Genomic DNA, 25,825 nt, shown 5'->3' on the forward strand with positions numbered 1-25,825 from the left:
GAAAAAGAAATGCCTAAGATTGATTTTCAGCAAGCGGGTAAAAAAGTATTACGCATAGAACGTGATGGATTGACAGAACTTGAACAACATATAAACGAAGATTTTGACCGTATATGTGAATTGATATTCAACTGCGAAGGTAAAGTGATTGTCATGGGGATGGGTAAATCCGGCCATATTGGGTGTAAAATTGCTGCAACTTTCGCCAGCACCGGGACGCCATCCTTTTTCGTTCATCCGGGAGAAGCCAGCCACGGCGACCTCGGCATGATTACGCCTAAAGATATTGTTTTAGCCATCTCAAATTCTGGTGAGTCCAGCGAAATTTTGTCTCTGATCCCGGCATTAAAACGCCAAAAAATTCCGCTTATCTGCATGACTAACAATTACCACAGTAATATGGGGAAAGCCGCAGATATCCATCTGTGTATCAAAACTCCACAGGAAGCCTGTCCGCTAGGTTTGGCTCCTACAACCAGTACCACTGCAACGTTGGTTATGGGCGATGCTTTAGCAGTTGCATTGCTCCAGGCGCGTGGCTTTACCGCTGAAGATTTCGCCCTATCACATCCAGGCGGCGCCCTTGGACGCAAACTTTTGCTACTGGTGAGTGATTTGATGAATACAGGCAATGATATTCCAAAAGTTAATCGTGATGCATCCTTACGCGAAGCACTACTCGAAATCACCCGGCAAAAATTGGGTATGACCGTCATTTGCGATGAAAATATGTATATTGATGGTATTTTTACTGATGGTGACTTACGGCGAGTGTTTGATATGGGCGTCGATTTGTACAATGTCAAAATTTCAGATGTTATGACAACAGGTGGTATCCGTATCAAACCGAATGCCCTTGCCGTTGATGCGTTGAACTTAATGCAGTCACACCATATCACCTCGTTACTGGTCGCAGAAGAAAATAAATTACTTGGTGTATTACATATGCATGACCTGCTACAAGCGGGTGTGGTTTAACCGGAGAAAACGCCTTAATGAGCCAATTAGTTTATTTGGACACCTGTTATGGTCCAGTTAGTAAAGATGTTATTGAAAAAGCCCGTAAAATCCGCTTGTTGATTTGCGACGTTGACGGTGTTCTATCCGATGGCCTGATATATATGGGCAATAGCGGTGAAGAGCTAAAAACATTTAATGTCCGAGATGGTTATGGAATTCGCTGCTTAATTACTTCAGGAATCGAAGTCGCTATTATTACCGGCCGTAAAGCGAAATTGCTGGAAGATCGAGCAAACACACTGGGGATTACACATCTTTACCAAGGACAAAGTGATAAGGTTTTGGCGTACAAAGAATTGTTAGATAAACTGGGATTAAAACCAGAACAGGTTGCTTACATCGGTGATGATCTGATTGATTGGCCGGTCATGGAACAAGTGGGTTTATCTGTCGCTGTGGCAGATGCACATCCATTACTCTTACCAAAAGCGCATTATGTCACCCAAATTGCGGGGGGACGCGGTGCGGTAAGAGAACTTTGTGATTTGGTGCTTTTTGCTCAGAATAAGCTGGAAGAGGCCAAAGGATTATCAATATAGTAGGTTGAAGTGAAACGAGAATGGATAGAATCAAATCCTGGTTGGTGATAACTCTGGTATTAATCATCCTGGCGCTAATTGGCTGGAACTTGTCTGATTCAGATGGGATTAAATCATCTTCTGCTACAGATAACAGTCAGCCAACCTATCAAAGTCAGGATACCATAACTTTTGTTTATGACCCTACGGGGAAACTGACGTATAAACTGGTCGCTGATGACGTCCAAAACTATGCAGAGTCAAAACTTACCTGGTTTACCAAACCAGTGTTAATTACCTATGACTCAAATGCCATTGCTACATGGACAGTTCGTGCTAACAAAGCCAAACTGACTAACGACAAAATGCTCTATCTTTACGGAGACGTACAGGTTGACAGTCTGACTAATACGTCACAATTACAACGTATTACCACAGAGAACGCTATCATCAACTTGGTGACTCAGGATGTTTCATCTGACGATCAGGTCACACTGATTGGTGTCGGACTAAAATCCGTCGGTATGAAAATGCGTGGCAATCTGCGGAACAAAACCGCTGAACTGATTGAAAAGGTTAACACCTACTATGAAATCCAACATGAAAAACAGAATCCGTAATGCCTTTATCGCCAGTGCCATCTTTGCGGTCAGCCTTCCCGCTCTGGCGCTGAAAGATGACACACAGAAACCCATTTCTATCGATTCTGTTAAACAGGCCCTTGACATGACAGGGAACACTGCCACATTTACAGAAGATGTGATCGTTAAACAGGGTTCTATTGATATCCGCGCTGACAAAGTTGTTGTGACTCGTCCAGATGGCGATTCTAAAAAAATGATTATTGAAGCATTTGGTAATCCGGTCACTTTCTATCAGCTACAGGACAGTGGCAAACCAATCAAGGGCCGCGGTTCTAAAATGCGTTACGAAATGGATAAAGAGCTGGTGACACTCACTGGCAACGCCTATTTGGAACAGTTAGACAGCAATATAAAAGGCGATCGTATCACCTACCTAGTCCCAACTCAGCAGATGGAAGCGTTTAGTGACAAAGGTAAACGAGTGACAACTGTCCTGCTGCCTTCTCAATTACAAGAAGAAGGCACTGGGGTTAATAACAAGAGTAAATAACGATATATGGCAATACTAAACGCAGAAAACCTGGCAAAAGCTTACAAAGGCCGTAAGGTCGTTGAAAATGTCAGCCTAAACGTGAACTCCGGCGAAATTGTCGGCCTGCTTGGTCCGAACGGCGCAGGGAAAACGACAACTTTCTATATGGTCGTCGGTATCGTTTCACGGGATGCCGGGACAATTACCATTGATAATGAAGATATCAGCCTACTGCCGCTTCACGAACGGGCACGCCGCGGTATTGGTTATTTGCCTCAGGAAGCTTCTATTTTCCGCCGTCTAAGCGTATTCGACAACCTGACGGCTGTATTGGAGATCCGCCGGGATCTGACTCAAGAACAACGAAAAGAGCGTGCCGAAGAGCTGATGGAAGAGTTCCATATCAGCCATCTACGCGACAATCTTGGTCAATCACTTTCCGGCGGTGAGCGCCGCCGCGTAGAGATTGCCAGAGCGCTGGCAGCCAATCCTAAATTTATTTTGCTGGATGAACCTTTTGCCGGCGTAGATCCTATCTCAGTTATCGATATCAAGAAGATCATTCAGCATTTGAGAGATTATGGACTAGGGGTCCTGATCACCGACCACAATGTCCGTGAAACATTGGATGTATGCGAACGTGCTTATATTGTCAGCCAAGGGCAACTGATTGCTCACGGCACACCTAATGATATTCTTAATAATGAACAGGTGAAGCGCGTTTATTTAGGCGAAGGTTTCCGGCTCTAATTTAGCCAGGAGAATTGATTTAGCGCTATGAAGCAAAGTTTGCAACTCAGGCTTAGTCAGCAACTGGCTATGACACCACAGCTCCAACAAGCTATTCGTTTGTTGCAACTTTCTACGCTTGAACTCCAACAGGAAATACAACAAGCGTTAGAAATGAACCCTTTGCTTGAACAGGACGAAGATCATCAGGAAATCGGCAATCAGGAACTTCCCGATAACGAAACGGAAGTTATGGATACGCTTGATGCCTTGCAACAAAAGGATATGCCAGACGAGTTACCCCTGGATGCCAGTTGGGATGAAATTTACACCGCCGGCACACCTTCCGGGACACGTAGTGACTATAATGACGACGAGCTGCCGCTTTACCAAGGTGAAACCGTTCAAACCCTGCAAGACTACTTGATGTGGCAAGCAGAACTCACCCCTTTCACGGAAACAGAAGCCGCCATTGCGACATCAATCATTGATGCTGTAGATGACACCGGCTATCTGACTGTGCCACTAGAGGATATTCTTGCCAGCATTGGCGATGATCAACTCACTCTGGCAGAGGTGGAAGCAGTGCTAAAACGGGTACAACATTTCGATCCTATCGGTGTCGCTGCTCGTGATTTAAAAGATTGTCTACTGGTCCAGCTATCAATGTTTCCGCCAGAAACACCTTATCTGAAAGAGGCAAACTTGATCGTTTGCGAACATCTGGAGCTATTAGGTCATCGGGATTTCCGCAACTTAACCCGCCTGAGTCGTTTGAAAGAAGATGAACTGAAAGAGGTCATAAATTTAATCCAGTCACTTGAACCGAAGCCCGGTCTGGCAATAAACACCAGCGAATCAGAATACGTCATCCCTGATGTACTGGTTCGAAAAGAGAGTGAACACTGGCAAGTAGAATTAAATACAGATAGTATCCCCCGTTTACACATTAATCAGCATTATGCAGAACTTGGGCAACATACGCGCAATGAAAGTGACGGTCAGTTTATCCGTCATAACCTACAAGAGGCTAAATGGCTTATCAAAAGCCTGGAAAGCCGAAATGATACTCTGCTGAAAGTTGCGCGTTGCATTGTAGAGCAACAACAGGAATTTTTTGAACATGGTGAAGAACACATGAAACCTATGGTTTTGGCAGACATTGCTTTCCAGGTTGATATGCATGAATCCACCATTTCCAGGGTGACTACCCAGAAATTCTTGCACAGCTCACGTGGTATTTTTGAATTGAAGTATTTTTTCTCCAGCCATGTCAATACAGAAAGTGGAGGCGAAGCCTCTTCAACTGCAATACGGGCTTTGGTGAAAAAACTGGTAGCAGCGGAGAATCCCGCCAAACCATTAAGCGACAGTAAACTGACGAGCATGATAGCCGATCAAGGCATCATGATTGCCCGACGGACTGTCGCAAAATATCGAGAGTCGTTATCCATTCCGCCATCAAACCAACGTAAGCGTCTGGTTTGAAATGAACAGAGAAGGAAGACAATATGCAACTCAAAATAACCGGCCACAATATTGAAATTACTGATGCATTACGCGACATTATCACTGCAAAATGCAGCAAACTGGATCAATATTTCGACAGGATCAACCTGACTCAGGTAATCCTCCGAGTGGAAAAGGTACAACAAATCGCCGAAGCTACTGTACACATTAACGGAGGTGAGTTGCACGCATCATCAGAACATGAAGATATGTATGCAGCAATTGATGGACTGGTCGATAAACTAGCGCGTCAATTAACCAAACATAAAGACAAACTGAGACATCATTAACAGTCATTTAACAAAGAATGTAGTAACAACAGCAGAGTATTGCTGTAAAACAGTGCGCAAATACCGGATGCCACAGATAACCTATGGCATCCGGTATCAATTAGGCACATAAGTGAATAGAAAAAATGAATAATCAAGCAGATTTACTACTAAGTTCTGTGCTTTCTCTCGCATGTACGCGCAATAATGTACATTGTTCGAGCAAAAAACGGGCTTTAGAGATTATCAGTGAGCTAGCATCTCAGCAGCTTAAGTTGCCAGAAAATGTCGTATTCGAAGCAATATTAACCAGAGAAAAAGTAGGTACTACTGGAATTGGCAGTGGTATTGCTATCCCTCACGGTAAGTTAGATGCAGAACGCTCAGATCAAGCAGTCGGCGTTTTCCTAAATCTGGAACAGCCCATTGCTTTTGATGCGATTGATAATCAACCAGTTGATTTGCTGTTTGCTTTACTGGTTCCAAATGATCAATGCCAGACACACTTACACACATTGTCATTGATCGCCAAACGTCTTGCAGATAAAAACCTCTGCCGCCGTTTAAGATCGGCACAAAGTGATGAAGAATTGTACTCAATTATCACTAAATAACTGTTGCAGTGCATGGAGAGCAACAGATAAGAGTGGCTCATGATAACCACTGAGAAATTAAGGGGAGTCGCCTCATGGTGCTGATGATAGTCAGTGGCCGTTCCGGTTCAGGTAAATCCGTTGCCTTGCGCGCACTGGAAGACATGGGTTTTTATTGTGTAGATAACTTGCCGGTAGTATTACTACCGGAATTAGCAAATACGTTAGCTGAGCGCGATATTTCCGCCGCGGTTAGTATTGATGTAAGAAACATGCCGGAATCTCCTGAGGTTTTCGAAGAAGCCTTGACTAAACTACCAGCGAGTTTCTCACCGCAATTACTGTTTCTTGACGCTGACCGTAACACGTTGATCCGCCGTTATAGCGACACCCGCCGTCTGCATCCGCTGTCAAGCAAAAACCTTTCTCTGGAAAGCGCGATTGATCAAGAAAGCGATCTGCTGGAACCCCTTCGTTCAAGAGCAGATCTAATTATCGACACTTCCGAAATGTCAGTCCATGAATTGGCTGAGATGCTAAGAACGCGTCTGCTAGGCAAACGGGAACGTGAGTTGACAATGGTCTTTGAATCTTTCGGCTTCAAGCATGGCATTCCAATTGATGCTGACTATGTTTTTGACGTACGTTTCCTACCAAACCCACACTGGGACCCTAAATTACGGCCAATGACCGGCCTTGATCGTCCCGTAGCCGCTTTCCTCGACCGTCATACGGAAGTGCATAACTTTATCTATCAAACCCGCAGTTATCTTGAACTCTGGCTGCCTATGCTTGAAACCAATAACCGCAGCTATCTGACCGTCGCTATTGGCTGTACTGGCGGTAAACATCGTTCTGTTTACGTGGCAGAACAGTTGGCCGATTATTTCCGCTCCCGAGGAAAAAACGTACAGTCTCGCCACCGTACTCTCGAAAAGCGAAAATAAATAATGACTGTCAAGCAGAAGCTTGAAATCAAGAATCGGCTAGGAATGCACGCCCGGCCAGCAATGAAGCTGTATGATCTAGTACAGCTCTTTGAATCTCGTGTTGTTTTACGCAATGATAGCCATGTTGAAGCCGAAGCCAGCAGTGTAATTGCTATGCTGATGCTGGATTCAGAAAAAGGCAGCTATATTGAAGTTGAAGCCAGCGGCCCAGATGAAGAACAGGCTCTTGCCGCCATTATTAGTCTATTTAATTCGGGATTTGACGAAGAATAACGTCGCTCACTCACCTGTGGATTATCATGTTCTTTACTGTTTTCATTAGCGACGCAAAACAGTTCGTGATCATGATCTCTTTCTTTTCCAGTAAGAACAGCCTACTATCAAGTTAATCATTTTAAATAACACCCCCCTCCTCATGGTGCGGGGTGTTATTTTGTGTTGGAATCCATTTGGAGTGTGGTATGACTAAACCAGCAATTATCATCAACGAATTAGACGCAGAACGTTTAGATTCCCTGTTGGAACAGCCAGCGTTTGCAGATACTAGTATCGCTGACGCTTTGAATGAGGAGCTGGATCGTGCAGAAATTGTACCTCCAGCAGAAATTCCATCAGATGTTGTAACAATGAACAGCCGGGTCCGTTTTCTTGACCTGACAAGCAATGAAGAGCGGGTACGTACTCTAGTTTATCCCGCGTCACTGCAAGACAGTTCCGATCAGCTTTCTGTTATGGCTCCTTTAGGAGCTGCATTATTGGGCCTTCGTATCGGTGATGAAATCAGTTGGGAATTGCCAAACGGCGAAGAAACCCGAGTCAAAGTACTAGAATTACTTTACCAACCAGAAGCTGCCGGTGAGCTCCACCGTTAATTCAGCCAGCCCATTTGTCCGGGCTGACTAAAATAATCGGAAACGAGTATCTCTTATTGACCAGCGATACTCATTTCCGGTAGTAAGACTGAACCGCACTGGATATTACTGCGAGTTTCAATATCATTCCCGATAGTAACCATATTGGCCCACATATCTTTTAGATTTCCCGCAATAGTAATCTCACTGACAGGATACTGAATCTCACCATTTTCTACCCAAAAACCAGCGGCGCCACGGGAATAGTCGCCGGTTACTGCACTGACTCCCTGCCCCATCAGTTCAGTGACCACTAACCCTGTTCCCATCTGACGCAGCAAACCTGCAAAATCCTGACCTTGCCCTGCAATGCACCAGTTATGAATTCCACCTGCATGGCCGGTACTTGCCATTCCTAACTTACGGGCAGAATAACTTGTCAGAAGCCAAGTCTGTAATACTCCATCCTTAATAATATTCCGATTACTGGTAGAAACACCTTCACTATCAAATGGAGAAGAGGCTAAACCTGCCAGCAAATGCGGCCGCTCTTCAATTGTCAGCCATGATGGCAGGATTTGTTTGCCCAGATGATCAAGTAAGAAAGAGGATTTCCGGTAAATACTGCTACCACTAATAGCACCGACCAGATGACCGAAAAGGCCTGTTGCAACTTCCGCAGCAAACAACACCGGCGCTTTCATGGTTGGTAATTTACGTGGCGACAAACGAGATAACGCACGGCGAGCACATTCCTGCCCAACCCATTCCGGCGATTTTAAATCTTCAAAACGACGACTAATGGTATACGCATAATCCCGTTCCATATCGCCATCAAGTTCAGCAATCACACAACTCGACATAGAATGACGACTCGAGCAATAGCTTTGCAACATACCGTGGCTGTTACCAAATACTCTGATGCCATAATGGCTGTTAAAACTGCCACCTTCGGTATTGGTAATACGGTTATCTGCCTGTAATGCAGCTTGTTCCGCACGAGCAGCTAGTTCAATCGCGTTATCAGCATCCAATTCTGTTGGATGGAACAGATCAAGATCTGGCGCTTCAAACGCCAGTAGCGCTTTATCTGCCGGGCCAGCACATGGGTCCTGAGAGGTATAACGAGCGATATCAATCGCAGCCTGAACAGTACGGGCAATGGCATCCGGGCTTAAATCTGTTGATGATGCGCTACCTTTACGTTGCTGATGGTATACAGTAATTCCCAACGCGCCATCACTATTGAATTCTACATTTTCTATTTCACCAAAGCGGGTACTGACACTAATACCCGTTGTTTTATTAACCGCAACCTCCGCAGCATCACAACCCGCTTTTGCCAGCTCTAGTGCCTGTGAAACTGCATTTTCCAGTTGTTTGCGTTGTTCCGCAATTTGATCCGTGATTTTCATTAATTACCCGTAATTTGATGAATAAAGGGAAAATCTGTCGGGAAAACAGGGCCGTTTCATCCACACAATCAATGCCGAGTGGTAATCAGGCGTTTTTCCCAGTTACAATACACAATATTAGGATGTTAACACCCACCGGGCTACAGGTCATGCACCAAAAATCAACCTGACAGCTCCGGCCTTTTTAAAAGGAAAACCACTATGGCGAAGCAGCCTGAAGATTGGCTCAATGATTATCCTGCTGAAGAGGAAGAAGAAGAGATAATTTGGGTCAGTAAAAGTGAAATTAAGCGTGATGCCGAAGCATTGAAAAAGCTGGGTACAGAATTGGTTGAGCTCAGCAAAAGCGCGCTTGAACGCGTTCCGTTAGATGAGGATCTGCTGGCCGCCATTGAACTTGCACAGAAGATAAAAAGAGAGGGACGCCGTCGCCAATTACAATTTATTGGCAAATTGCTGCGTACCCGGGATGTCGAACCCATTACCACCGCGCTTGATAAACTGAAAAATCGTCATAATCAGCAAATCACTCTGCTCCATAAATTGGAAGAATTACGTGATAAATTAATTGATGGCAATGATGATGTTATTGATGAGGTTGTAACGTTATTCCCACAAACTGATCGCCAGCAATTGCGTACCTTGATCCGCAATGCTAAAAAAGAAAAGGCGGCAAATAAGCCACCTAAATCTTATCGTCAGATTTTCCAGTATCTTAGAGATATGGCCGAATCCGATTAACAATCTAAAACTCATAAAGTTCTAATTCTGTTAGGGGAAAATATTAAAACTAAGTTCCCCTTCCAGCTCTTCTTCAGCTTCTTCAAACAAGAGTACTAATGAGGCAAAATCGTGTCTTTTCTGCTGCGTAAAATGGATAAAATTGACCTCTACAGGTAAATCAATTCCTCCTGTCACAACATCCCACAGAGCATCCAGATTACTACCAAACTCGTCTCCTAACTCAAATTGCTCAGAAAACTGCTGATAGAACATTTTCAGATCAGGGATACGGTCAAAATCAAACTCCACTTTATGCATAGAATTACTCCATTAAGGTAAAACTTCTGTAATGATCCAACGTCAGATAAATCAGACCATCAGATGAATAAAGCAATCTGTCACTTCCTCTGTGCCCACAACGGTAGTTAACATCTGCTTCAAACCACTGACGTTTCGGTTTCATTGGTAGCTTCTTTTCACGATTAGTAAATTTGTCACCACCAATCGCTCTACCCGGTAGAACCTGACATAAATTTCCCTGTTTTGCACTCCAGCCAAGATCGCGGGCCTGCATCTTAGTAATATAAATATCGGGCAATTTATTATTCTGTCGTAAGTAAGCCACCACATTATTCTGTTCAGTTAGCCCTTCAATCCGTTGTATTGCTGAGGTATTCCTACCTGTTTCTGGAGCCTGCAACAGTGTCTTATCAACACCTTTAGCAAAAGTACCACAAGTCACAGCCAAAACAGTCAGTAACACACCTGCTAGCCAAGTCTTCTTCATGACTATCCTTATATGATCTATCTCGGATAAACAGCCAAAAATCAGGCTGTTCCTCCAACGGTCAAGTTGTCCAGTTTCAAAGTAGGCTGACCAACACCAACAGGTACGCTCTGGCCCTCTTTGCCACAAACCCCGACACCTTTGTCTAGATCAAGATCGTTTCCTACCATAGAGATCTGTTGCATAGCCTCAATACCGGAACCGATAAGAGTTGCACCTTTTACTGGTTTGGTAATTTTACCGTTCTCAATCAGATAAGCCTCAGATGTCGAGAACACGAATTTACCGGAAGTGATATCCACTTGACCACCACCAAAATTTGGCGCATATAAACCATTTTTCACACTACCGATGATATCTTCCGGTGTGGAATGACCCGCCAACAAGTATGTGTTAGTCATACGAGGCATTGGTAGATGGGCATAAGATTCACGGCGACCATTGCCAGTCGGCGCGACTCCCATCAGGCGCGCATTCATTTTGTCCTGCATGTAACCTTTCAGAATGCCGTTTTCAATCAATACATTGTATTGTCCAGGAACGCCTTCATCATCAATTGCCAATGACCCACGGCGACCTTTTATCGTGCCATCATCAACCACAGTACAGAGTTCAGACGCGACCTTCTCACCAATCTGACCAGAAAACACCGAAGTACCACGGCGGTTAAAATCACCTTCCAGCCCATGACCAACAGCTTCATGCAGCAATACTCCCGGCCAACCAGCCCGAGAACAACCGGCATAGTACCCGCAGGCGCAGCAACAGCGGAAAGATTCACCAGCGCCATACGAACAGCTTCGCGCGCAAATTGTTCTGCACGGATCTGACCACTAACCACTTCCAGAAAATATTCATAACCGTAACGGCCGCCGCCGCCGCTGGAGCCATGTTCACGTTTGCCGTTATCTTCCACCAGTACCGTGACAGATAAGCGAATGAGAGGACGAATATCAGCCGCCAAAGTCCCATCGGTCGCCGCGACCAACACCCGCTCATAGATCCCTGTCAGACTAGCATTGACTTCTTGCACCCTTGGATCTTCGGCACGAGCCACCTGATCTACACGCTGTAATAATGCGATCTTTTCTTCACGGGAAAAACTTTGTAGCGGATCAATTGCTGCATAAAGCGGAGAATAGGCCACTTCGCCAAAGGTATGGACTTTACCATTCCCTTTTTCATGGACGATGCTACGGGCAGCCAGCGCGCTTTGTTGCAACGCATTCAACGTGATCTGGTCTGCATAAGCAAAACCCGTTTTTTCACCACTGATTGCCCTAACGCCAACCCCTTGATCAATATTATAGGAGCCATCCTTAATAATCCGATCTTCCAACACCCAAGATTCATGGTAACTGGACTGAAAATAGAGATCGGCATAATCCAACTGACGTTCAGTCAGTTGACCGAGTACTGAAAACAGATCTTGATGGCTTAATTTATTTGCAGCCAGTAAGTGTTCACTGACAGAAGTTAAACTCATAATTGCTACTCTTTAATTTGCGATATTTTTTCAATCAAGGAAGTTAACTGCGGCCGGAAGCGGTTATGTTTCACCACTTTCATCTGCTCACGCATAACCTTCAAACTATCTGCCCTGACATTCAGTTGCAATGCACTGACTGCATCGGGGTTTTTCTTAATCACTTTCCCCCAACCATCCACTGCCATTGAGTGACCCCATGTCTGACGGGTTCCATGTACACCAACCTGAGCTGGCGCTAACAGAATACATTGGTTTTCAATAGCGCGAGCTCGTAACAGTGGCTCCCAATGTGCTTTTCCTGTTAAACGAGTAAATGCCGCCGGAACAGATATCAACTCAGCGCCCTGCTCACGTAGCGCCTGAAACAACCCAGGAAAGCGCAGATCATAACATATGGTCATCCCGAGACGGCCAACAGGGGTGTCTACAACAGTAATATGTTCCCCTCGTTGGAAAACAGATGATTCGTTATATGATCCATGTTCATCATTAATATTGACATCAAACATATGGATTTTGTCATAACGGGCGCAAATCTTACCTTGATCATCAAACAACAGGCTACTACTGGTGAGCCGTTCAGAATTTTCACGACTGATAAGCGGCATAGAACCGATTAATAACCAAACACCATAACGGCGCGCAATCTCACTGACAGCCTGCTGTAAAGGCCCATTCCCTTGTTGCTCCGCATGCTTACGATAGCTATCAGCATTAGCAAACAACAATGCATTTTCCGGGGTCATGACAAACTTGATAGTATCTGGCAACTGCTTAATTTGCTGTTCAATTTGCGCCAAATTATGTTTGATATTCTCACCGCTACATAACTGCAAGAGTGCAACATTGACGTTTCTCATGTTCCTCTATTCTCCTTAAGCTGACGCAGAACTTCATCAATTTTCGGTTGTTCAAGATTACCAGTAATCCGGTAACGAATAACGGATATCTTATTCCATAACGGCCCCAAAACCTTGGTCGCTGCGAATAATGCAGCACCTGCCATCGGATTGATGACAAAAGCCGTCGCTACTCCCACAGTAGCAGAAATCTCCGGCGTGACGATGGCTTCTATATTTATCTGTTGGCGAACAAGGTCGATCTCACCTTTCGTTATCACATCGGCAATCAACCCATCGACCCGTAAGTTTTCTGTCTTGAGTATCCCATTTTTTACTGAAACATCACCACGAATTGAATCAAATTCAAAATCCTGGCTAAAGGTATCGCTGAAATCGAGCTGTAATTTACGTAACAGAGCATCAAAACTGACTAATTTTAGTAACTGACCAGCACTTCCCCCACCCAATTTTTCAATAGCGCCTTTGCCTAAGTCGCTTTTAAGATTGCCATTCAACGTCTGAAAATTGGGTTTCCACGGTGTATCCCACCAATTAAAATCAAAGCGGAAGGTAAACGGTGAATTTACAATCGGTACGACTATACCAAGGTAAGATGCCATCTCATCAAATTTTTCACCAGAAAATTGCCCCATAATACGAGTATTATTCCCTACAGCGCCTTCTTGCCAACGACCTGCCAAATTTAATTTACTGACACTGTTTTCTACTATTCCATCCCTTAATACCAGCGAATTACCTTCTGGAATCAAGGAACCAGACACCTTCCCAAGCTTCAATCCCATCATCCAACATTCAGAACAGATGATATCTAATGAAGGCCATTGGTTCAGCGAATAACGCAGAGTTGTACCTGTCTGAGATTGCTTCGGTAAATCCGATTCAGCTTGCTGAGGGCTATCTTGCAGAGGACTGTTTTGTAAAGGACTATAATAAAGATAGCTCAAATTCACTTGCCAAGGGCCACTATTACGGATATTAAGTTTACCGTTGATTTCCTGACTATTGGCTGTGATCTGCGTTCCCCAAGACTGTTTTTCCACATCCAACGATAACTGATTCCAACGTTGTCCCCCCGCATCCAGTGATGGAAGTGATATATGCAGATGCTGCGGCAACATTGACATTCCTGCCAATGAAGAACCTGAAGTCAAAGGTGCAATCAGCCCTAACCACTCTTCCCCTTCAACTGCCGGAAGATTCAATTCCAATAAGGATTTTTCAGGTAAGTCAGGAATGTTGTTACTGTTACTTTGTAAAATTCCCCGTAACAATTGAGTGCTTTTCCCTGCTAAACGCCATTGAGTATTAAATGTATACTGCTTATCTAAAATGCCTTTTACTCGCAACTGCTCCATATCACCATCAGCCAGTATATGAAGAGCGCGTCGTTCATCCGCTTTCAAAGCAGATAAATGACTATCCACTTGTGATAAGTCAGCGTCGATTTTCACATCATATTGAGGCTTACCCTGAAACGGCAAATTGATACCAACCTTTCCTTCCCAATCAACAGAGCCAGAAAACACTTTAGCAATCACCGGTGAAAATCCAGATAATTTTGCAATAGCCCAACGCGCATTCAGACCAACATTTACTCGATAGCTTTTGAGTAAATTCTCGGTAGAAAAATCAACCGTAACAGGCTGTCCAAGCCATTGGGCTGATAATTCGCCGCTCTGTAAATTGCCATTATCAAAGCGGAATCGGCCATTCACACTTTTCATTTCGCTATCTAAGGGTTTAATCAACAAGTGATTATTTTTTAAAGTCACCTCACCGCGAGCATTTACATTACCGCCATTAAGTGGAATATCCAAATGTAAATTACCCGCGATTTGACCGCCAACCTGCAATGTATCCAACGTTTCACCAACAGAATTTGCTAACGGGCTGCGGGTAAAATATTCATGAATATCTTTGCCATCTCCCAGCAGATCAGCGTCGATTAACAATTTCTTGCTATGATAATTAGGAATTACTGCTGAAAGATTACTGGCTTTCACTTTACCAAGTGCCGTTTGCGGAGCAAGCATCCATAGACCGTTATTCTGGAAATTAAGATCAATATTGAGATCCAGCAATGCCGGCCAATTTGGTTGGTACTGGAACGTCGCATAACGCAATGGAGCAAAAACTTGAAACTGCCCATTATTCTTTGCAAATGGGAAATCTTTTGGATTGCCCTGAAAAACAAAAGTCGCGTTTTCTATCTGCCCTTTAATAATTGAAGCTGTCAGATAGTCAGTCAGAGGTTTCCCCATCAAAGGTTCTGGAAAATATCGCCAGGCATCACCTGCATCATAAACCCGGACTCCCGCCAAAATACTTAGCGCAGGAGGTTGTTCTTTAGGCTGTTGATAACGAAAATCACCATTAACCCACAATGATTTCGCTTGCAAATCCAGCCCTTGACTCCAAAGTTGTAAACCTCGCTCACCTTGCCGCCAGAGTATTTCGCCGTGACTTTGGGATATCTCAAACGGCGCCAGAAACATATTTCGATAATCAACGACACTATCCTGCAAAGCAAAACTCAGTTTGCCTTGCCGCAAGCTGCCATTGAGAGAACCAGAGAAATTATCAATAGAGGGCAATTCCTGCCAGCGCTGCCAACTGACATTCTGCCATTGCATACTGATTCGGGAATCATCTGCCATTCTGGGTGTAATATCGAGAGCAAGATACTTTACCAATCCTTGTGGCTGACGACGCTGCCAATCCTTCACAACATCAGGAGTCAAAAAAGAAAAAGTCGGTAAAATGCTACTTAGCCGTTCAAGTTGAATGTTTTTTGCCCGGACACGCCAATGATCATGACCATCAGCTCTCTTGGCTTCCGGCAGATAGAGCACTGATACTTTCCCTGACGGCCATTGCTGACCATCAGTGATCAAATTTGCCAACTCAGGCGCATCAAACAACCAACCATTATCTTGGCGACGCATTCGTAATACCAGATCACTGACAGAAAGGTTGTGGGGTTTGCCAGCAACTTTCCAATTAGCTTCTCCCTGACGGAGTTGTAACTGGCCGCCATCAATTCGACCATCTTTAAGCATAATCCAGCTAGACAAACTAAACTCGGCATCCTTCAACCCAGTATTATCCTGCAACCAATGACTTAACCACGGGTGAATATCAACATTATCTGCCTGCAAATAAATAGTACCGTTATCCAGTACGCCATTAGTGTCATGCAAATCAAATTTAACTTGTATATCCCCATGCTGATTATTGATAGAAGAGAGACTAATTTTCCCTTGAGCACGGTGACGATTATCTTTATTCAGCCAGGTTAATTGTGGTAACAGCAGATCAGCACGTTCACCAGAAGGAGTCAGGAAAGTAAAACGACTATCTTGCAGATTAAAATGATCAAACTGCTCTAGAAACAGATCAGAAAATAGATCCGATTGGGAAAACATATTACCGCTTTGATTATTAAACAGCGGTTGATAGTAATCTACTTGTAATTGATAAAAAGTAAGATCGCGGAAATTCCAACGCATTCTTAGCAAAGATAACCAGATATCCAATGCAACCGTGATCTTTTTGGCTTTCACATCTGCATTTGCAGTTTTTACACTGATATCACGTAATTCAAAAACAGGCCCAAAAGATTCCCATTTTCCCGCAATATATCCAGCATCAATAGGTACACCAATAATTGACTCAACTTTAGCGAATAATTGTGGGCGGTAATCATTAATATGTGGCAGTAGAAAACGTAACCCACTGACAAGCAAAGCCACAATGATAATGACTATTGCGGCTGTCGCTAATAATACTCCCGGCAGTCGCCTCACACACATCTCCTTGGTTACCAATGCTAATATGACAGAAAATCAAATGGTTACATCATAACTACGTCAAATTGTTCCTGACTGTAGAGCTGTTCTGTATGAACTTTTACCTGTTTACCGACAAAAATCTCCACTTCCGCCAGTGCATGAGATTCCTCCCCTTTCAGCGCTTCGGACACTGCTGGCGAGGCATAAATAAGGAAACGATCTGCATCAACTGCCCGGTGCACACGCACAATTTCACGCATAATCTCATAACAGACAGTTTCAACCGATTTTACAGTTCCCCTTCCCTTACAAGTCGGGCAGTCGCTGCAAAGTATATGCTCTATACTTTCACGAGTCCGCTTACGGGTCATTTCCACCAGTCCGAGTTGGGAAAAACCATTAATCGTCGTTTTAACACGATCTTTACTCAGCGCGTGTTCAAGAGAAGCTAATACCCGTCGACGATGCTCTTCGCTATTCATATCGATAAAATCGATAATAATAATACCACCCAGATTACGCAGCCTTAATTGTCTGGCAATAGCTTGCGTCGCCTCAATATTGGTATTAAAAATAGTTTCTTCCAAATTGCGATGCCCGACAAATGCGCCAGTATTAATATCAATTGTGGTCATCGCTTCAGTTTGGTCAATAATCAAATAACCGCCTGATTTTAATTCAACTTTGCGATCGAGTGCTCGCTGAATTTCATTTTCTACATCAAACAGATCGAAAATAGGCTGACTACCGTTATAAAGTTCCAATCTGGCGGTCATTTTAGGAATATATTCGCGAATAAATTCCTGTAACTGAGTAAACGTCAAACGAGAATCCACACGAATACGATCAAGGGCTGCGCCGGCGAAATCACGCAAAATACGATGGGCCAAAGCCAATTCGCCATAAAGTTTATTTTTAGTGATATTGCGCTTTTTACGCTCCATCACCTTACTCCACAATCGTTTCAAGAAAGCCGCATCTTGAGCTAATTCTTCGTCACCAACGCCCTCGGCAGCCGTCCTAATAATGAAACCGCCATGTTCATCACAATAGTCAGCAACAATATTTTTCAGACGATTACGCTCTTCTTCACTTTCAATACGTTGTGAAACCCCGACATGAGATGCACCGGGCATAAATACAAGATAACGGGAAGGTAAGGTAATATCGGTCGTTAACCGAGCGCCTTTAGTGCCAAGGGGATCTTTCACTACCTGAACCATTAAATCTTGTCCCTGGCGAACCAACTCAGCAATATCTTTGACATGAAAGTTCTTTTGCTCCTCACCAGCAATACATTCTGTATGAGGCACAATGTCTGAAGCATGAAGAAAAGCGGCTTTTTCCAGACCAATATCCACAAAAGCAGCCTGCATCCCTGGTAATACCCGGCTTACACGACCTTTGTAAATATTGCCGACAATTCCTCTTTTGGCTTCCCTTTCTATATGGATTTCTTGCAAAATCCCACCATCAATGTAAGCAACGCGCGTTTCGGATGGTGTAATATTGACTAATAACTCTGCTGTCATGTGTTCCCCTTTCCATCAACTAACGCAAAAAACTTTGTGATTAATTCGTGCGTTTCCACCAATGGCAGACCAACAACTGAGTGATAACTACCATTAAGCGTTTTAACAAAGCAACCCGCTTTTCCCTGAATACCATAAGCACCCGCTTTGTCCATCGGCTCACCGGTTGCTACATAATCCAAAATTTCCTGTGTGGATAATTGGCGAAAGGTCACATCTGTAATGACTATATCACTTAAAGTACGCTGATTATCTGATAAAGCAATAGCGGTAATCACCTGATGACACTGACCGGAAAGTGCGCTGAGCATTTCAACGGCATGTTGTTCATTGCGCGGTTTTTCCAAAATCTTACCATTCAATACAACAACAGTATCCGCTCCTAGCACCGGAAAATCTTCTGGCGCAATAGCAACCCCCGCCTGAGATTTATCTTTTGCTAATCGGCTAACATATTGACGCGAAGTTTCACCCTCTTGCCATTGCTCCTTTACCTGAGGAGAAAGAATTTCAAATTTAAAGTCCAATAACTCAACCAGCTCACGCCGCCTTGGTGAGCCGGAAGCCAGATAAAGGGTTTTCATGATGATATCGTCCTTACTACTACCTATCTCATTAGGCTATTTCATTTGCCATTTTGAATCTGGAGCAGAGCTTAATCCTCACGTAATCCAGGCACGCTTCGGTTACACTCTCTACTCGCATCCTCAAGTTACTTGGAAAGAATGGCCTGCATCAGTAACGCCTGCTGGAATAAGCTCTATCAGGACATTAAAAACTGCGATCCGACCACTAATGTACATTAAACTGACGACGGATTTTTCGCATTAACAGGAACAACCACGGCCAAAGAATACCATTGACCAAACTGTTCCAGAATACTTCTGGATGAAAAGCAACATTTGATAACAAAAATTCTGCCCAAAACACACTGAAATCCATCAGTACCGATAAAGCAATGACGACCAAAGCCTGCTGCCAAAGCGCCATATTGCGGAATAATTGAAACTTAAATGACACCAAATAACTCACAAGACTGTAAGCCAAAGCGTTAACACCCAGTGTCGCCCCCTGAATCAAATCTACGATGATCCCCAATACAAAACCGGTCCCAACACTGACTCTATGAGGTAACGCCATTACCCAATAAATCAACAATAGCGCCGACCAAGTTGGCCGATACATATAAATTTGCTCCGGCCACGGCATAATTTGCAGCACCATTGCAACCAAGAAAGATAACCAAATGATCCAACGCCCATGACTCCGGTATTGATTCATTAACGATTTCCCGAATTTATAAATTTAGCAGACGTTATTGTCGATTCAGCATTTTTCACTCTTTCTGTTGTCTTGGTTGTTTCATCAGAAACAGACGATGGTGCTGGTGGCCCCATTTCATTCGCATGCGGCAATACCTGAGGCATCATTTGCATTAAACGTTCATTGGCTACACGATAAACCTCTGATGGAGGTAATGGTTCAGATGGATTATTATCCGCTCCCCACAACAACAACAAATAACGCAAACGCTGTAATTCTGCCGTTGGTCGGGCGTGAATCACCGTATAGGCCCGCTGATTATCGACTTTAACTGACGAAACCACCGCTACCGGATAACCTTCCGGGAAACGCCCCCCTAACCCAGAAGTCACCAACACATCTCCAACCCGAATGTCTGTGTTGCTTGGTAATAGCTCAAACTGCAAATCATCAGCACAACCCGCACCCGCAATAATAGCCCTGATATCATTACGTAAAACCTGAATTGGCAAAGCATGAGTCGTATCACAAATCAGTAATACCCGGCTAGTAAACTGACTGACAGCAACGACTTGACCAACAATGCCTTTATCACTGATAACAGGTTGTCCTTCATAAACACCTTCTCTTGATCCTTTATCGATGACGACCTGATCACTATAAGGATTAGCCCTACCGGAGATCACCTGCGTCACCATCATGTGTTCATCCTGACGTAAAGGCGACCCCAATAGCTCACGCAAACGGGAATTTTCCTGTTTAAGTTGCCCTAATAACAGCATATCACTGTTTTTCATCAATAATTCTTGGCGTAAAGCCCGATTTTCCAATCGAAGTTGTTCACGGGAAGCAAGGGTTTCTGATACACCATCAAGCACTTGACGCGGGCCATTGGCGAGAAAATAAAATGGACTGACTACCGTATCCATATAATTACGGACTTTACTGAGAGCATCAAGGCGGCTGTCTGCCACAACCAAAGCAATGGCAACAATAACAGCAAAGAAAAGTCGTAATTGCAGGGAAGGCCCCCTGCTAAAAATTGGCTTCATAAGCTGCGCTATTCCAAACTGTACTGTTTCATAAACAATGGAATTCCCAGACAGCAATCGCAAGGAGGTCTGAGCTGCCCGTCATTCCTCCCTCACTTGCAAGTTAACACTCACTCCTCACTGAAGAGTTCACCGCCATGCATATCGATCATTTCAAGCGCTTTTCCGCCACCACGGGCAACGCACGTCAATGGATCTTCCGCAACAATGACAGGAATACCCGTTTCCTCTATCAGTAAACGGTCAAGATTGCGTAATAATGCGCCACCACCAGTCAAGATCATGCCTCGTTCTGAAATATCAGAAGCCAATTCTGGCGGACACTGTTCAAGAGCGACCATGACAGCACTGACAATACCCGTTAAAGGCTCTTGCAAAGCTTCAAGAATTTCGTTGGAGTTAAGCGTAAAGCCGCGTGGCACACCTTCAGCCAAGTTACGACCACGAACTTCAATCTCCAACATCTCATCGCCAGGATAAGCAGAACCGATGGTGTGCTTAATACGCTCAGCGGTTGCCTCGCCAATCAGTGAACCATAATTACGACGAACGTAATTGATAATAGCCTCATCAAAACGATCGCCACCGATACGTACAGAAGATGAATAAACAACCCCGTTCAAAGAGATAACCGCCACTTCCGTGGTGCCGCCGCCAATATCCACAACCATTGAGCCTGTGGCTTCAGAAACAGGTAAGCCAGCACCAATCGCCGCAGCCATAGGTTCTTCAATCAAAAATACTTCTCGAGCGCCAGCACTAAGCGCCGATTCACGGATTGCCCGACGCTCAACTTGAGTTGCGCCAACCGGTACACAAACCAAAACTCGCGGGCTTGGACGCATGAAACTGTTGCTATGAACTTGCTTAATAAAGTGTTGCAGCATCTTCTCAGTAACATAAAAATCAGCAATCACCCCATCTTTCATCGGACGAATTGCCGCAATATTACCCGGTGTTCGACCCAGCATTTGCTTTGCTTCCTGCCCAACGGCAGCAACACTTTTCGATGAACCTGCACGATCCTGACGGATTGCGACAACAGAAGGTTCATTCAATACAATACCCTGACCTTTGACGTAGATAAGGGTATTGGCGGTACCCAAGTCAATAGACAAGTCGTTGGAAAACATGCCACGAAATTTTTTAAACATAGCGAAAGGATAATCCTGCAAGCTGGGGACGGAACAAAACCCGTCTACTCTACCAACCACATGAAGCAGCGACAAGGCGCACAAACACCTGCTTCAATAAAAAAGTGGCTACGTTATTCATATCAACAGCGCGATATTCTACGTTACTTCTCCCAAACGGAGCAGAAAAAAACTGCATAAAAATGGGTTAATTTTACCAATTGTTCCATAACGAAATGCAAGAACCACCTAATTTTGCATAATTCAACATTATGGCGCTACTGGATGATACCACTGGTACCGTACTGGCTAAATCCGCCGCTGCTTTTGACCAATAGTTATTCCGGTAAGTTCACATCAAACTCATACCTATAAATTCATACCTCTGCTCACCATTACCAACACTTAACCACAAGTACATAGTCTGTGTAGTGAACAAATTAATGATGTAATAAACTGCGACTAAAATACAATACTTTCTGCTAAAAAATAATAAAAAACAGAATTTTCTGAAATAGAACGCCATATGCAACTAATGCTGGAATATGACAATGAGATTACAGATAAAAATGCGGATAAATTCTGTTTTATAATCCACCAACACTTTATTTTTTCTTATCTACCTTATGTAAATTACTCATTTTTATCTATCCTTATTTAATGACAAAATCGATTACAGAGAACGGAACAATAATGAAAGCCCTGCTACTCAAACAACAACAGAACCAATTATCAGCGTCCATAGAAGAAGTTGATGCTTCTCATCTTCCTGTGGGAGATGTTACCGTCGATATTCACTGGTCAACTCTCAACTACAAAGATGCATTAGCAATTACAGGCAAAGGGAAAATTATCCGTCAATTCCCGATGATACCGGGTATTGATTTCTCTGGCATTGTACACAGTACCGAAGATCCCCGTTTTCATATCGGTCAACATGTATTATTAACCGGCTGGGGTGTAGGAGAAAATCATTGGGGTGGACTGGCAGAACAAGCCAGAGTTTCAGGCGAATGGTTGACACCTTTACCTACCGGTCTGGATAGCAGACAAGCAATGATCATTGGTACTGCTGGTTTTACCGCAATGCTGTGCGTTATCGCCCTGGAACAAGGCGGCGTTAAGCCAGAAAGTGGCGATGTTATTGTGACAGGCGCCAGCGGTGGTGTAGGGAGTACAGCGATAGCGCTACTCTCACAACTTGGCTATTCCGTTGTTGCCGTTAGCGGTAGACAAGAAAATCATGAATATTTGTTATCTCTGGGGGCAAAAAAGGTTTTGCCACGCCATGAATTTAGCCAACCACCTCGCCCACTGGAAAAACAACTTTGGGCCGGAGCTATTGACACTGTAGGCGATAACGTACTGGCAACAATACTGGCTCAAACTCACTATAACGGTACCGTTGCAGCCTGCGGCCTCGCCGGTAATGCAAATCTGCCAACCACAGTGATGCCATTTATTTTACGTAACATACGTCTACAAGGAGTAGAGTCCGTCACGGTGCCATCAGCCAAGCGACCTGCCGTATGGCAACGCCTGCAAGAGCTGTTACCCGCTTCTTTTTATCGGCAGGCAACAACTGAGATAACACTGGAGCAAACAGTGGAATATGCTAATAAATTGATAACTAATCAGGTTACAGGACGTACTTTAGTAAGAGTTCGTTAAGAATTGTGATTAGCCTCTAAAGTAGAGTGGTTTTATTCTTGACATTTTTTCTGATAAGACCAGTATTTAGCTGCTAAATGCTACGATATGATTATAATGTCGCGCTTTATCGTGGAAATAAACTGAGTAGCTGTTACAAAAAGATGACAAATCGTTAATATCGGATTATGTTGGGGCATTGTTGACAAATCGCCGGAGATACCAGCACAATGGCAGACAAGTTTCACATTTTACTCCTTAACGGCCCTAACCTGAATATGTTAGGAAGCCGGGAGCCTGATATCTATGGCAACTTAACACTTGATGATATCGTCAGCAAATTGTCTGAAGAAGCCCACCAATTAGGGGTCAAATTCAGCCACCTGCAATCTAACGCAGAATTTGAGCTGATAAATAGAATTCATTCTGCACAGGGCAACATTGATTTTATCTTAATTAACCCTGCTGCATTCACGCATACCAGCGTGGCGCTGCGTGATGCATTGTTGACAGTAAAGATCCCATTTATTGAGATCCACCTCTCCAATGTTCACGCGCGCGAGCCATTTCGTCATCACTCATATCTTTCAGATATTGCCGTTGGTGTAATCTGCGGTCTAGGGGGAGATGGCTATAGCTTTGCATTACAGGCAGCGGTAAACCGCTTGTCAAAACTCAACTAAATAAAACAGAAGAGTACGGAATCACACTCATGGATATTCGTAAGATAAAAAAACTGATCGAGCTGGTTGAAGAATCTGGCATTTCTGAACTGGAAATTTCTGAAGGGGAAGAGTCAGTGCGCATCAGCCGCGCATTAGCCCCCCAGAGTTTTCCGGTAGCTCAACAATATATTCCCATCCAAGCGCAACAACCTGCGTTGGCTAGCGCTGTTGCGCCTTCTCAAGCGCTACCAGAAACAATTAGCGATAGATCGGCAGCAATCGACGGTCACGTTGTTCGTTCTCCAATGGTAGGTACCTTCTATCGTACGCCTAGCCCAGATGCAAAACCGTTTATCGAAATCGGCCAACGCGTCAATGTGGGTGATACCCTTTGCATCGTTGAAGCAATGAAAATGATGAATCAGATCGAAGCCGACAAAGCAGGTGTGGTTAAAGCGATTCTTGTGGAAAGCGGTCAACCCGTTGAATTTGACGAGCCGTTGGTCGTCATCGAATAACGAGGCGTTCCCATGCTTGATAAAATTGTAATTGCTAACCGTGGTGAAATTGCCCTGCGTATCCTGCGAGCTTGTAAAGAATTGGGGATCAAAACCGTTGCGGTACATTCCTCTGCGGATCGTGACTTAAAACATGTACTGCTGGCAGACGAAACTATCTGTATAGGCCCGGCAGCTTCTGCAAAAAGCTATCTGAATATTCCGGCGATTATTTCTGCGGCAGAAATCACCGGCGCAGTAGCCATTCACCCTGGCTATGGTTTTCTGTCTGAAAATGCAGATTTTGCTGAACAGGTTGAGCGTTCCGGCTTTATTTTTATCGGTCCAAAAGCAGAAACGATCCGCCTGATGGGTGATAAAGTTTCTGCTATCAATGCGATGAAAAAAGCAGGCGTTCCTTGCGTACCTGGCTCTGATGGCCCATTGTCTGATGACACAGAGAAAAACAAAGCCTTCGCTAAACGCATCGGCTATCCTGTCATTATCAAAGCATCCGGCGGCGGCGGCGGTCGCGGTATGCGCGTCGTTCGCAGTGATAAAGATCTGGAACAATCAATCAATATGACCCGTGCGGAAGCAAAAGCGGCTTTCAATAACGATATGGTTTATATGGAAAAATTCCTTGAAAACCCACGTCATATTGAAATCCAGGTATTGGCTGACGGTCAAGGTCAAGCAATTTATCTGGCTGAACGTGATTGCTCCATGCAACGCCGTCACCAGAAAGTTGTCGAAGAGGCCCCTGCGCCAGGTATCACGCCAGAAATGCGTCGCAGTATTGGTGAACGCTGTGCTAACGCCTGTATCGAAATTGGCTATCGTGGCGCCGGTACTTTCGAATTCCTGTATGAAAACGGCGAATTCTATTTCATTGAGATGAACACCCGTATTCAAGTCGAACATCCAGTTACAGAAATGATTACCGGTGTTGACCTGATTAAAGAACAGTTGCGGATCGCCGCTGGTATGCCACTTTCAATTAAGCAGAAAGATGTTGTTGTTCGTGGTCACGCTATTGAGTGTCGTATCAACGCCGAAGATCCGAACACGTTCCTGCCAAGCCCAGGTAAAATTACTCGCTTCCACTCACCAGGTGGATTCGGCGTACGTTGGGAATCGCATATTTATGCTGGCTACACCGTCCCGCCTTACTATGATTCAATGATTGGTAAGCTGATTACTTACGGTGAAAATCGTGACAATGCCATTGCCCGTATGAAAAACGCATTGGCAGAATTGATCATTGATGGCATCAAGACAAATATCGAGCTTCAACAGGCGATTATGAATGATGAAAACTTTCAGAATGGTGGCACTAATATCCACTATCTGGAGAAAAAACTGGGATTACAGGAAACTTAAAACCGGTTTAATAACATCAGCATGTTT

Annotated in this window: 26 protein-coding genes and 1 pseudogene; 16 read left to right on the top strand and 11 right to left on the bottom strand. The window is 44.2% G+C overall.

Annotation, left to right across the window (positions count from 1 at the left end; all coding sequences use genetic code 11):
- Window positions 1–9: 9 nt before the first annotated feature.
- The 11 genes from kdsD (at window position 10) to rnk (ending at window position 7,576) form a co-directional block, all read left to right on the top strand.
- Window positions 10–978, top strand: coding sequence for an arabinose-5-phosphate isomerase KdsD (gene kdsD / locus TI10_RS07630; protein ID WP_049582704.1), 969 nt, complete (start codon window positions 10–12; stop codon window positions 976–978).
- A gap of 17 nt (window positions 979–995) precedes the next feature.
- The gene (gene kdsC / locus TI10_RS07635; protein WP_049582705.1) at window positions 996–1,559 is read left to right on the top strand and encodes a 3-deoxy-manno-octulosonate-8-phosphatase KdsC; all 564 of its coding nucleotides are present in this window, start codon (window positions 996–998) and stop codon (window positions 1,557–1,559) included.
- Window positions 1,560–1,579: 20 nt separating this feature from the next.
- Window positions 1,580–2,158 (top strand): LPS export ABC transporter periplasmic protein LptC, encoded by a 579-nt coding sequence (gene lptC / locus TI10_RS07640; protein WP_049582706.1) that lies wholly within the window; start codon window positions 1,580–1,582, stop codon window positions 2,156–2,158.
- A complete protein-coding gene (gene lptA, locus TI10_RS07645; protein ID WP_049582707.1) occupies window positions 2,139–2,672 on the top strand; it encodes a lipopolysaccharide ABC transporter substrate-binding protein LptA in 534 nt (177 codons plus the stop codon). The genes lptC and lptA overlap by 20 nt, the downstream gene beginning before the upstream one ends.
- Before the next feature lie 6 nt (window positions 2,673–2,678).
- Entirely contained in the window at window positions 2,679–3,404 is a 726-nt protein-coding gene (lptB, locus tag TI10_RS07650) for an LPS export ABC transporter ATP-binding protein (protein ID WP_049582708.1), read from the top strand.
- Window positions 3,405–3,431: 27 nt separating this feature from the next.
- Window positions 3,432–4,871, top strand: a complete 1,440-nt coding sequence (rpoN, locus tag TI10_RS07655) for an RNA polymerase factor sigma-54 (protein WP_049582709.1) — start codon at window positions 3,432–3,434, stop codon at window positions 4,869–4,871.
- Between the two features lie 23 nt (window positions 4,872–4,894).
- Entirely contained in the window at window positions 4,895–5,182 is a 288-nt protein-coding gene (gene hpf / locus TI10_RS07660; protein WP_036775988.1) for a ribosome hibernation promoting factor, read from the top strand.
- A 125-nt stretch (window positions 5,183–5,307) separates the two neighbouring features.
- Window positions 5,308–5,775, top strand: a complete 468-nt coding sequence (ptsN, locus tag TI10_RS07665; RefSeq protein WP_049582710.1) for a PTS IIA-like nitrogen regulatory protein PtsN — start codon at window positions 5,308–5,310, stop codon at window positions 5,773–5,775.
- Between the two features lie 74 nt (window positions 5,776–5,849).
- The gene (gene rapZ / locus TI10_RS07670; RefSeq protein WP_049582711.1) at window positions 5,850–6,701 is read left to right on the top strand and encodes an RNase adapter RapZ; all 852 of its coding nucleotides are present in this window, start codon (window positions 5,850–5,852) and stop codon (window positions 6,699–6,701) included.
- Window positions 6,702–6,704: 3 nt separating this feature from the next.
- Window positions 6,705–6,977, top strand: a complete 273-nt coding sequence (gene npr / locus TI10_RS07675; protein ID WP_049582712.1) for a PTS phosphocarrier protein NPr — start codon at window positions 6,705–6,707, stop codon at window positions 6,975–6,977.
- A 188-nt stretch (window positions 6,978–7,165) separates the two neighbouring features.
- A complete protein-coding gene (gene rnk / locus TI10_RS07680; protein WP_049582713.1) occupies window positions 7,166–7,576 on the top strand; it encodes a nucleoside diphosphate kinase regulator in 411 nt (136 codons plus the stop codon).
- A gap of 53 nt (window positions 7,577–7,629) precedes the next feature.
- Here rnk and pmbA read toward each other — a convergent pair whose 3' ends face one another.
- Entirely contained in the window at window positions 7,630–8,970 is a 1,341-nt protein-coding gene (pmbA, locus tag TI10_RS07685; protein WP_049582714.1) for a metalloprotease PmbA, read from the bottom strand.
- A 201-nt stretch (window positions 8,971–9,171) separates the two neighbouring features.
- Here pmbA and yjgA point away from each other — a divergent pair, with 201 nt between their 5' ends.
- The gene (gene yjgA / locus TI10_RS07690) at window positions 9,172–9,711 is read left to right on the top strand and encodes a ribosome biogenesis factor YjgA (RefSeq protein WP_049582715.1); all 540 of its coding nucleotides are present in this window, start codon (window positions 9,172–9,174) and stop codon (window positions 9,709–9,711) included.
- Between the two features lie 30 nt (window positions 9,712–9,741).
- On the opposite strand, the gene TI10_RS07695 is transcribed toward yjgA, so the two are convergent.
- From TI10_RS07695 to mreB, 10 genes and pseudogenes are all read right to left on the bottom strand, one after another.
- Window positions 9,742–10,011 carry a barstar family protein gene (locus TI10_RS07695; protein ID WP_049582716.1) on the bottom strand — a complete coding sequence of 90 codons (270 nt, stop codon included), beginning with the start codon at window positions 10,009–10,011 and terminating at the stop codon, window positions 9,742–9,744.
- Window positions 10,012–10,015: 4 nt separating this feature from the next.
- Complete coding sequence (locus TI10_RS07700) at window positions 10,016–10,480, bottom strand: ribonuclease domain-containing protein (RefSeq protein WP_049582717.1); 465 nt, start codon at window positions 10,478–10,480, stop codon at window positions 10,016–10,018.
- Window positions 10,481–10,521: 41 nt separating this feature from the next.
- Window positions 10,522–11,966: pseudogene (gene tldD, locus TI10_RS07705) on the bottom strand (metalloprotease TldD).
- Between the two features lie 5 nt (window positions 11,967–11,971).
- A complete protein-coding gene (nit1, locus tag TI10_RS07710; RefSeq protein ID WP_049582718.1) occupies window positions 11,972–12,829 on the bottom strand; it encodes a deaminated glutathione amidase in 858 nt (285 codons plus the stop codon).
- Window positions 12,826–16,638 carry an AsmA2 domain-containing protein YhdP gene (yhdP, locus tag TI10_RS07715; protein ID WP_049582719.1) on the bottom strand — a complete coding sequence of 1,271 codons (3,813 nt, stop codon included), beginning with the start codon at window positions 16,636–16,638 and terminating at the stop codon, window positions 12,826–12,828. Before yhdP ends, nit1 begins: the two co-directional genes overlap by 4 nt.
- A 47-nt stretch (window positions 16,639–16,685) precedes the next feature.
- Window positions 16,686–18,155: a ribonuclease G gene (gene rng, locus TI10_RS07720; protein WP_049582720.1), complete on the bottom strand. Its 1,470-nt coding sequence runs from the start codon at window positions 18,153–18,155 to the stop codon at window positions 16,686–16,688.
- Complete coding sequence (locus TI10_RS07725; protein WP_049582721.1) at window positions 18,152–18,739, bottom strand: Maf family protein; 588 nt, start codon at window positions 18,737–18,739, stop codon at window positions 18,152–18,154. Before TI10_RS07725 ends, rng begins: the two co-directional genes overlap by 4 nt.
- Window positions 18,740–18,947: 208 nt before the next feature.
- Complete coding sequence (gene mreD, locus TI10_RS07730; protein WP_049582722.1) at window positions 18,948–19,436, bottom strand: rod shape-determining protein MreD; 489 nt, start codon at window positions 19,434–19,436, stop codon at window positions 18,948–18,950.
- The gene (gene mreC / locus TI10_RS07735) at window positions 19,436–20,470 is read right to left on the bottom strand and encodes a rod shape-determining protein MreC (protein ID WP_049582723.1); all 1,035 of its coding nucleotides are present in this window, start codon (window positions 20,468–20,470) and stop codon (window positions 19,436–19,438) included. Before mreC ends, mreD begins: the two co-directional genes overlap by 1 nt.
- Window positions 20,471–20,580: 110 nt before the next feature.
- The gene (gene mreB, locus TI10_RS07740) at window positions 20,581–21,624 is read right to left on the bottom strand and encodes a rod shape-determining protein MreB (protein ID WP_011148194.1); all 1,044 of its coding nucleotides are present in this window, start codon (window positions 21,622–21,624) and stop codon (window positions 20,581–20,583) included.
- 672 nt (window positions 21,625–22,296) lie between these two features.
- Between mreB and acuI the strand changes: the two genes are divergently transcribed.
- The 4 genes from acuI (at window position 22,297) to accC (ending at window position 25,798) form a co-directional block, all read left to right on the top strand.
- Window positions 22,297–23,274, top strand: a complete 978-nt coding sequence (gene acuI, locus TI10_RS07745) for an acrylyl-CoA reductase (NADPH) (protein WP_049582724.1) — start codon at window positions 22,297–22,299, stop codon at window positions 23,272–23,274.
- Window positions 23,275–23,483: 209 nt separating this feature from the next.
- Window positions 23,484–23,936: a type II 3-dehydroquinate dehydratase gene (gene aroQ, locus TI10_RS07750; RefSeq protein WP_049582725.1), complete on the top strand. Its 453-nt coding sequence runs from the start codon at window positions 23,484–23,486 to the stop codon at window positions 23,934–23,936.
- 29 nt (window positions 23,937–23,965) lie between these two features.
- Window positions 23,966–24,436: an acetyl-CoA carboxylase biotin carboxyl carrier protein gene (gene accB / locus TI10_RS07755; protein WP_049582726.1), complete on the top strand. Its 471-nt coding sequence runs from the start codon at window positions 23,966–23,968 to the stop codon at window positions 24,434–24,436.
- 12 nt (window positions 24,437–24,448) lie between these two features.
- Window positions 24,449–25,798, top strand: a complete 1,350-nt coding sequence (gene accC, locus TI10_RS07760) for an acetyl-CoA carboxylase biotin carboxylase subunit (RefSeq protein WP_049582727.1) — start codon at window positions 24,449–24,451, stop codon at window positions 25,796–25,798.
- Window positions 25,799–25,825: the final 27 nt, after the last annotated feature.

Origin of the sequence: Photorhabdus luminescens subsp. luminescens, from assembly GCF_001083805.1 — a bacterium.
In the GTDB taxonomy this organism is placed as follows: Bacteria; Pseudomonadota; Gammaproteobacteria; order Enterobacterales; family Enterobacteriaceae; genus Photorhabdus; species Photorhabdus luminescens.

Excerpts from the sequence above, each read along its gene's own strand:
- kdsD (WP_049582704.1), top strand. The coding sequence starts at position 10 with ATGCCTAAGATTGATTTTCAGCAAGCGGGTAAAAAAGTATTACGCATA.
- kdsC (WP_049582705.1), top strand. The coding sequence starts at position 996 with ATGAGCCAATTAGTTTATTTGGACACCTGTTATGGTCCAGTTAGTAAA.
- lptC (WP_049582706.1), top strand. The coding sequence starts at position 1,580 with ATGGATAGAATCAAATCCTGGTTGGTGATAACTCTGGTATTAATCATC.
- lptA (WP_049582707.1), top strand. The coding sequence starts at position 2,139 with ATGAAAAACAGAATCCGTAATGCCTTTATCGCCAGTGCCATCTTTGCG.
- lptB (WP_049582708.1), top strand. The coding sequence starts at position 2,679 with ATGGCAATACTAAACGCAGAAAACCTGGCAAAAGCTTACAAAGGCCGT.
- rpoN (WP_049582709.1), top strand. The coding sequence starts at position 3,432 with ATGAAGCAAAGTTTGCAACTCAGGCTTAGTCAGCAACTGGCTATGACA.
- hpf (WP_036775988.1), top strand. The coding sequence starts at position 4,895 with ATGCAACTCAAAATAACCGGCCACAATATTGAAATTACTGATGCATTA.
- ptsN (WP_049582710.1), top strand. The coding sequence starts at position 5,308 with ATGAATAATCAAGCAGATTTACTACTAAGTTCTGTGCTTTCTCTCGCA.
- rapZ (WP_049582711.1), top strand. The coding sequence starts at position 5,850 with ATGGTGCTGATGATAGTCAGTGGCCGTTCCGGTTCAGGTAAATCCGTT.
- npr (WP_049582712.1), top strand. The coding sequence starts at position 6,705 with ATGACTGTCAAGCAGAAGCTTGAAATCAAGAATCGGCTAGGAATGCAC.
- rnk (WP_049582713.1), top strand. The coding sequence starts at position 7,166 with ATGACTAAACCAGCAATTATCATCAACGAATTAGACGCAGAACGTTTA.
- pmbA (WP_049582714.1), bottom strand. The coding sequence starts at position 8,970 with ATGAAAATCACGGATCAAATTGCGGAACAACGCAAACAACTGGAAAAT.
- yjgA (WP_049582715.1), top strand. The coding sequence starts at position 9,172 with ATGGCGAAGCAGCCTGAAGATTGGCTCAATGATTATCCTGCTGAAGAG.
- TI10_RS07695 (WP_049582716.1), bottom strand. The coding sequence starts at position 10,011 with ATGCATAAAGTGGAGTTTGATTTTGACCGTATCCCTGATCTGAAAATG.
- TI10_RS07700 (WP_049582717.1), bottom strand. The coding sequence starts at position 10,480 with ATGAAGAAGACTTGGCTAGCAGGTGTGTTACTGACTGTTTTGGCTGTG.
- nit1 (WP_049582718.1), bottom strand. The coding sequence starts at position 12,829 with ATGAGAAACGTCAATGTTGCACTCTTGCAGTTATGTAGCGGTGAGAAT.
- rng (WP_049582720.1), bottom strand. The coding sequence starts at position 18,155 with ATGACAGCAGAGTTATTAGTCAATATTACACCATCCGAAACGCGCGTT.
- TI10_RS07725 (WP_049582721.1), bottom strand. The coding sequence starts at position 18,739 with ATGAAAACCCTTTATCTGGCTTCCGGCTCACCAAGGCGGCGTGAGCTG.
- mreD (WP_049582722.1), bottom strand. The coding sequence starts at position 19,436 with ATGAATCAATACCGGAGTCATGGGCGTTGGATCATTTGGTTATCTTTC.
- mreC (WP_049582723.1), bottom strand. The coding sequence starts at position 20,470 with ATGAAGCCAATTTTTAGCAGGGGGCCTTCCCTGCAATTACGACTTTTC.
- mreB (WP_011148194.1), bottom strand. The coding sequence starts at position 21,624 with ATGTTTAAAAAATTTCGTGGCATGTTTTCCAACGACTTGTCTATTGAC.
- acuI (WP_049582724.1), top strand. The coding sequence starts at position 22,297 with ATGAAAGCCCTGCTACTCAAACAACAACAGAACCAATTATCAGCGTCC.
- aroQ (WP_049582725.1), top strand. The coding sequence starts at position 23,484 with ATGGCAGACAAGTTTCACATTTTACTCCTTAACGGCCCTAACCTGAAT.
- accB (WP_049582726.1), top strand. The coding sequence starts at position 23,966 with ATGGATATTCGTAAGATAAAAAAACTGATCGAGCTGGTTGAAGAATCT.
- accC (WP_049582727.1), top strand. The coding sequence starts at position 24,449 with ATGCTTGATAAAATTGTAATTGCTAACCGTGGTGAAATTGCCCTGCGT.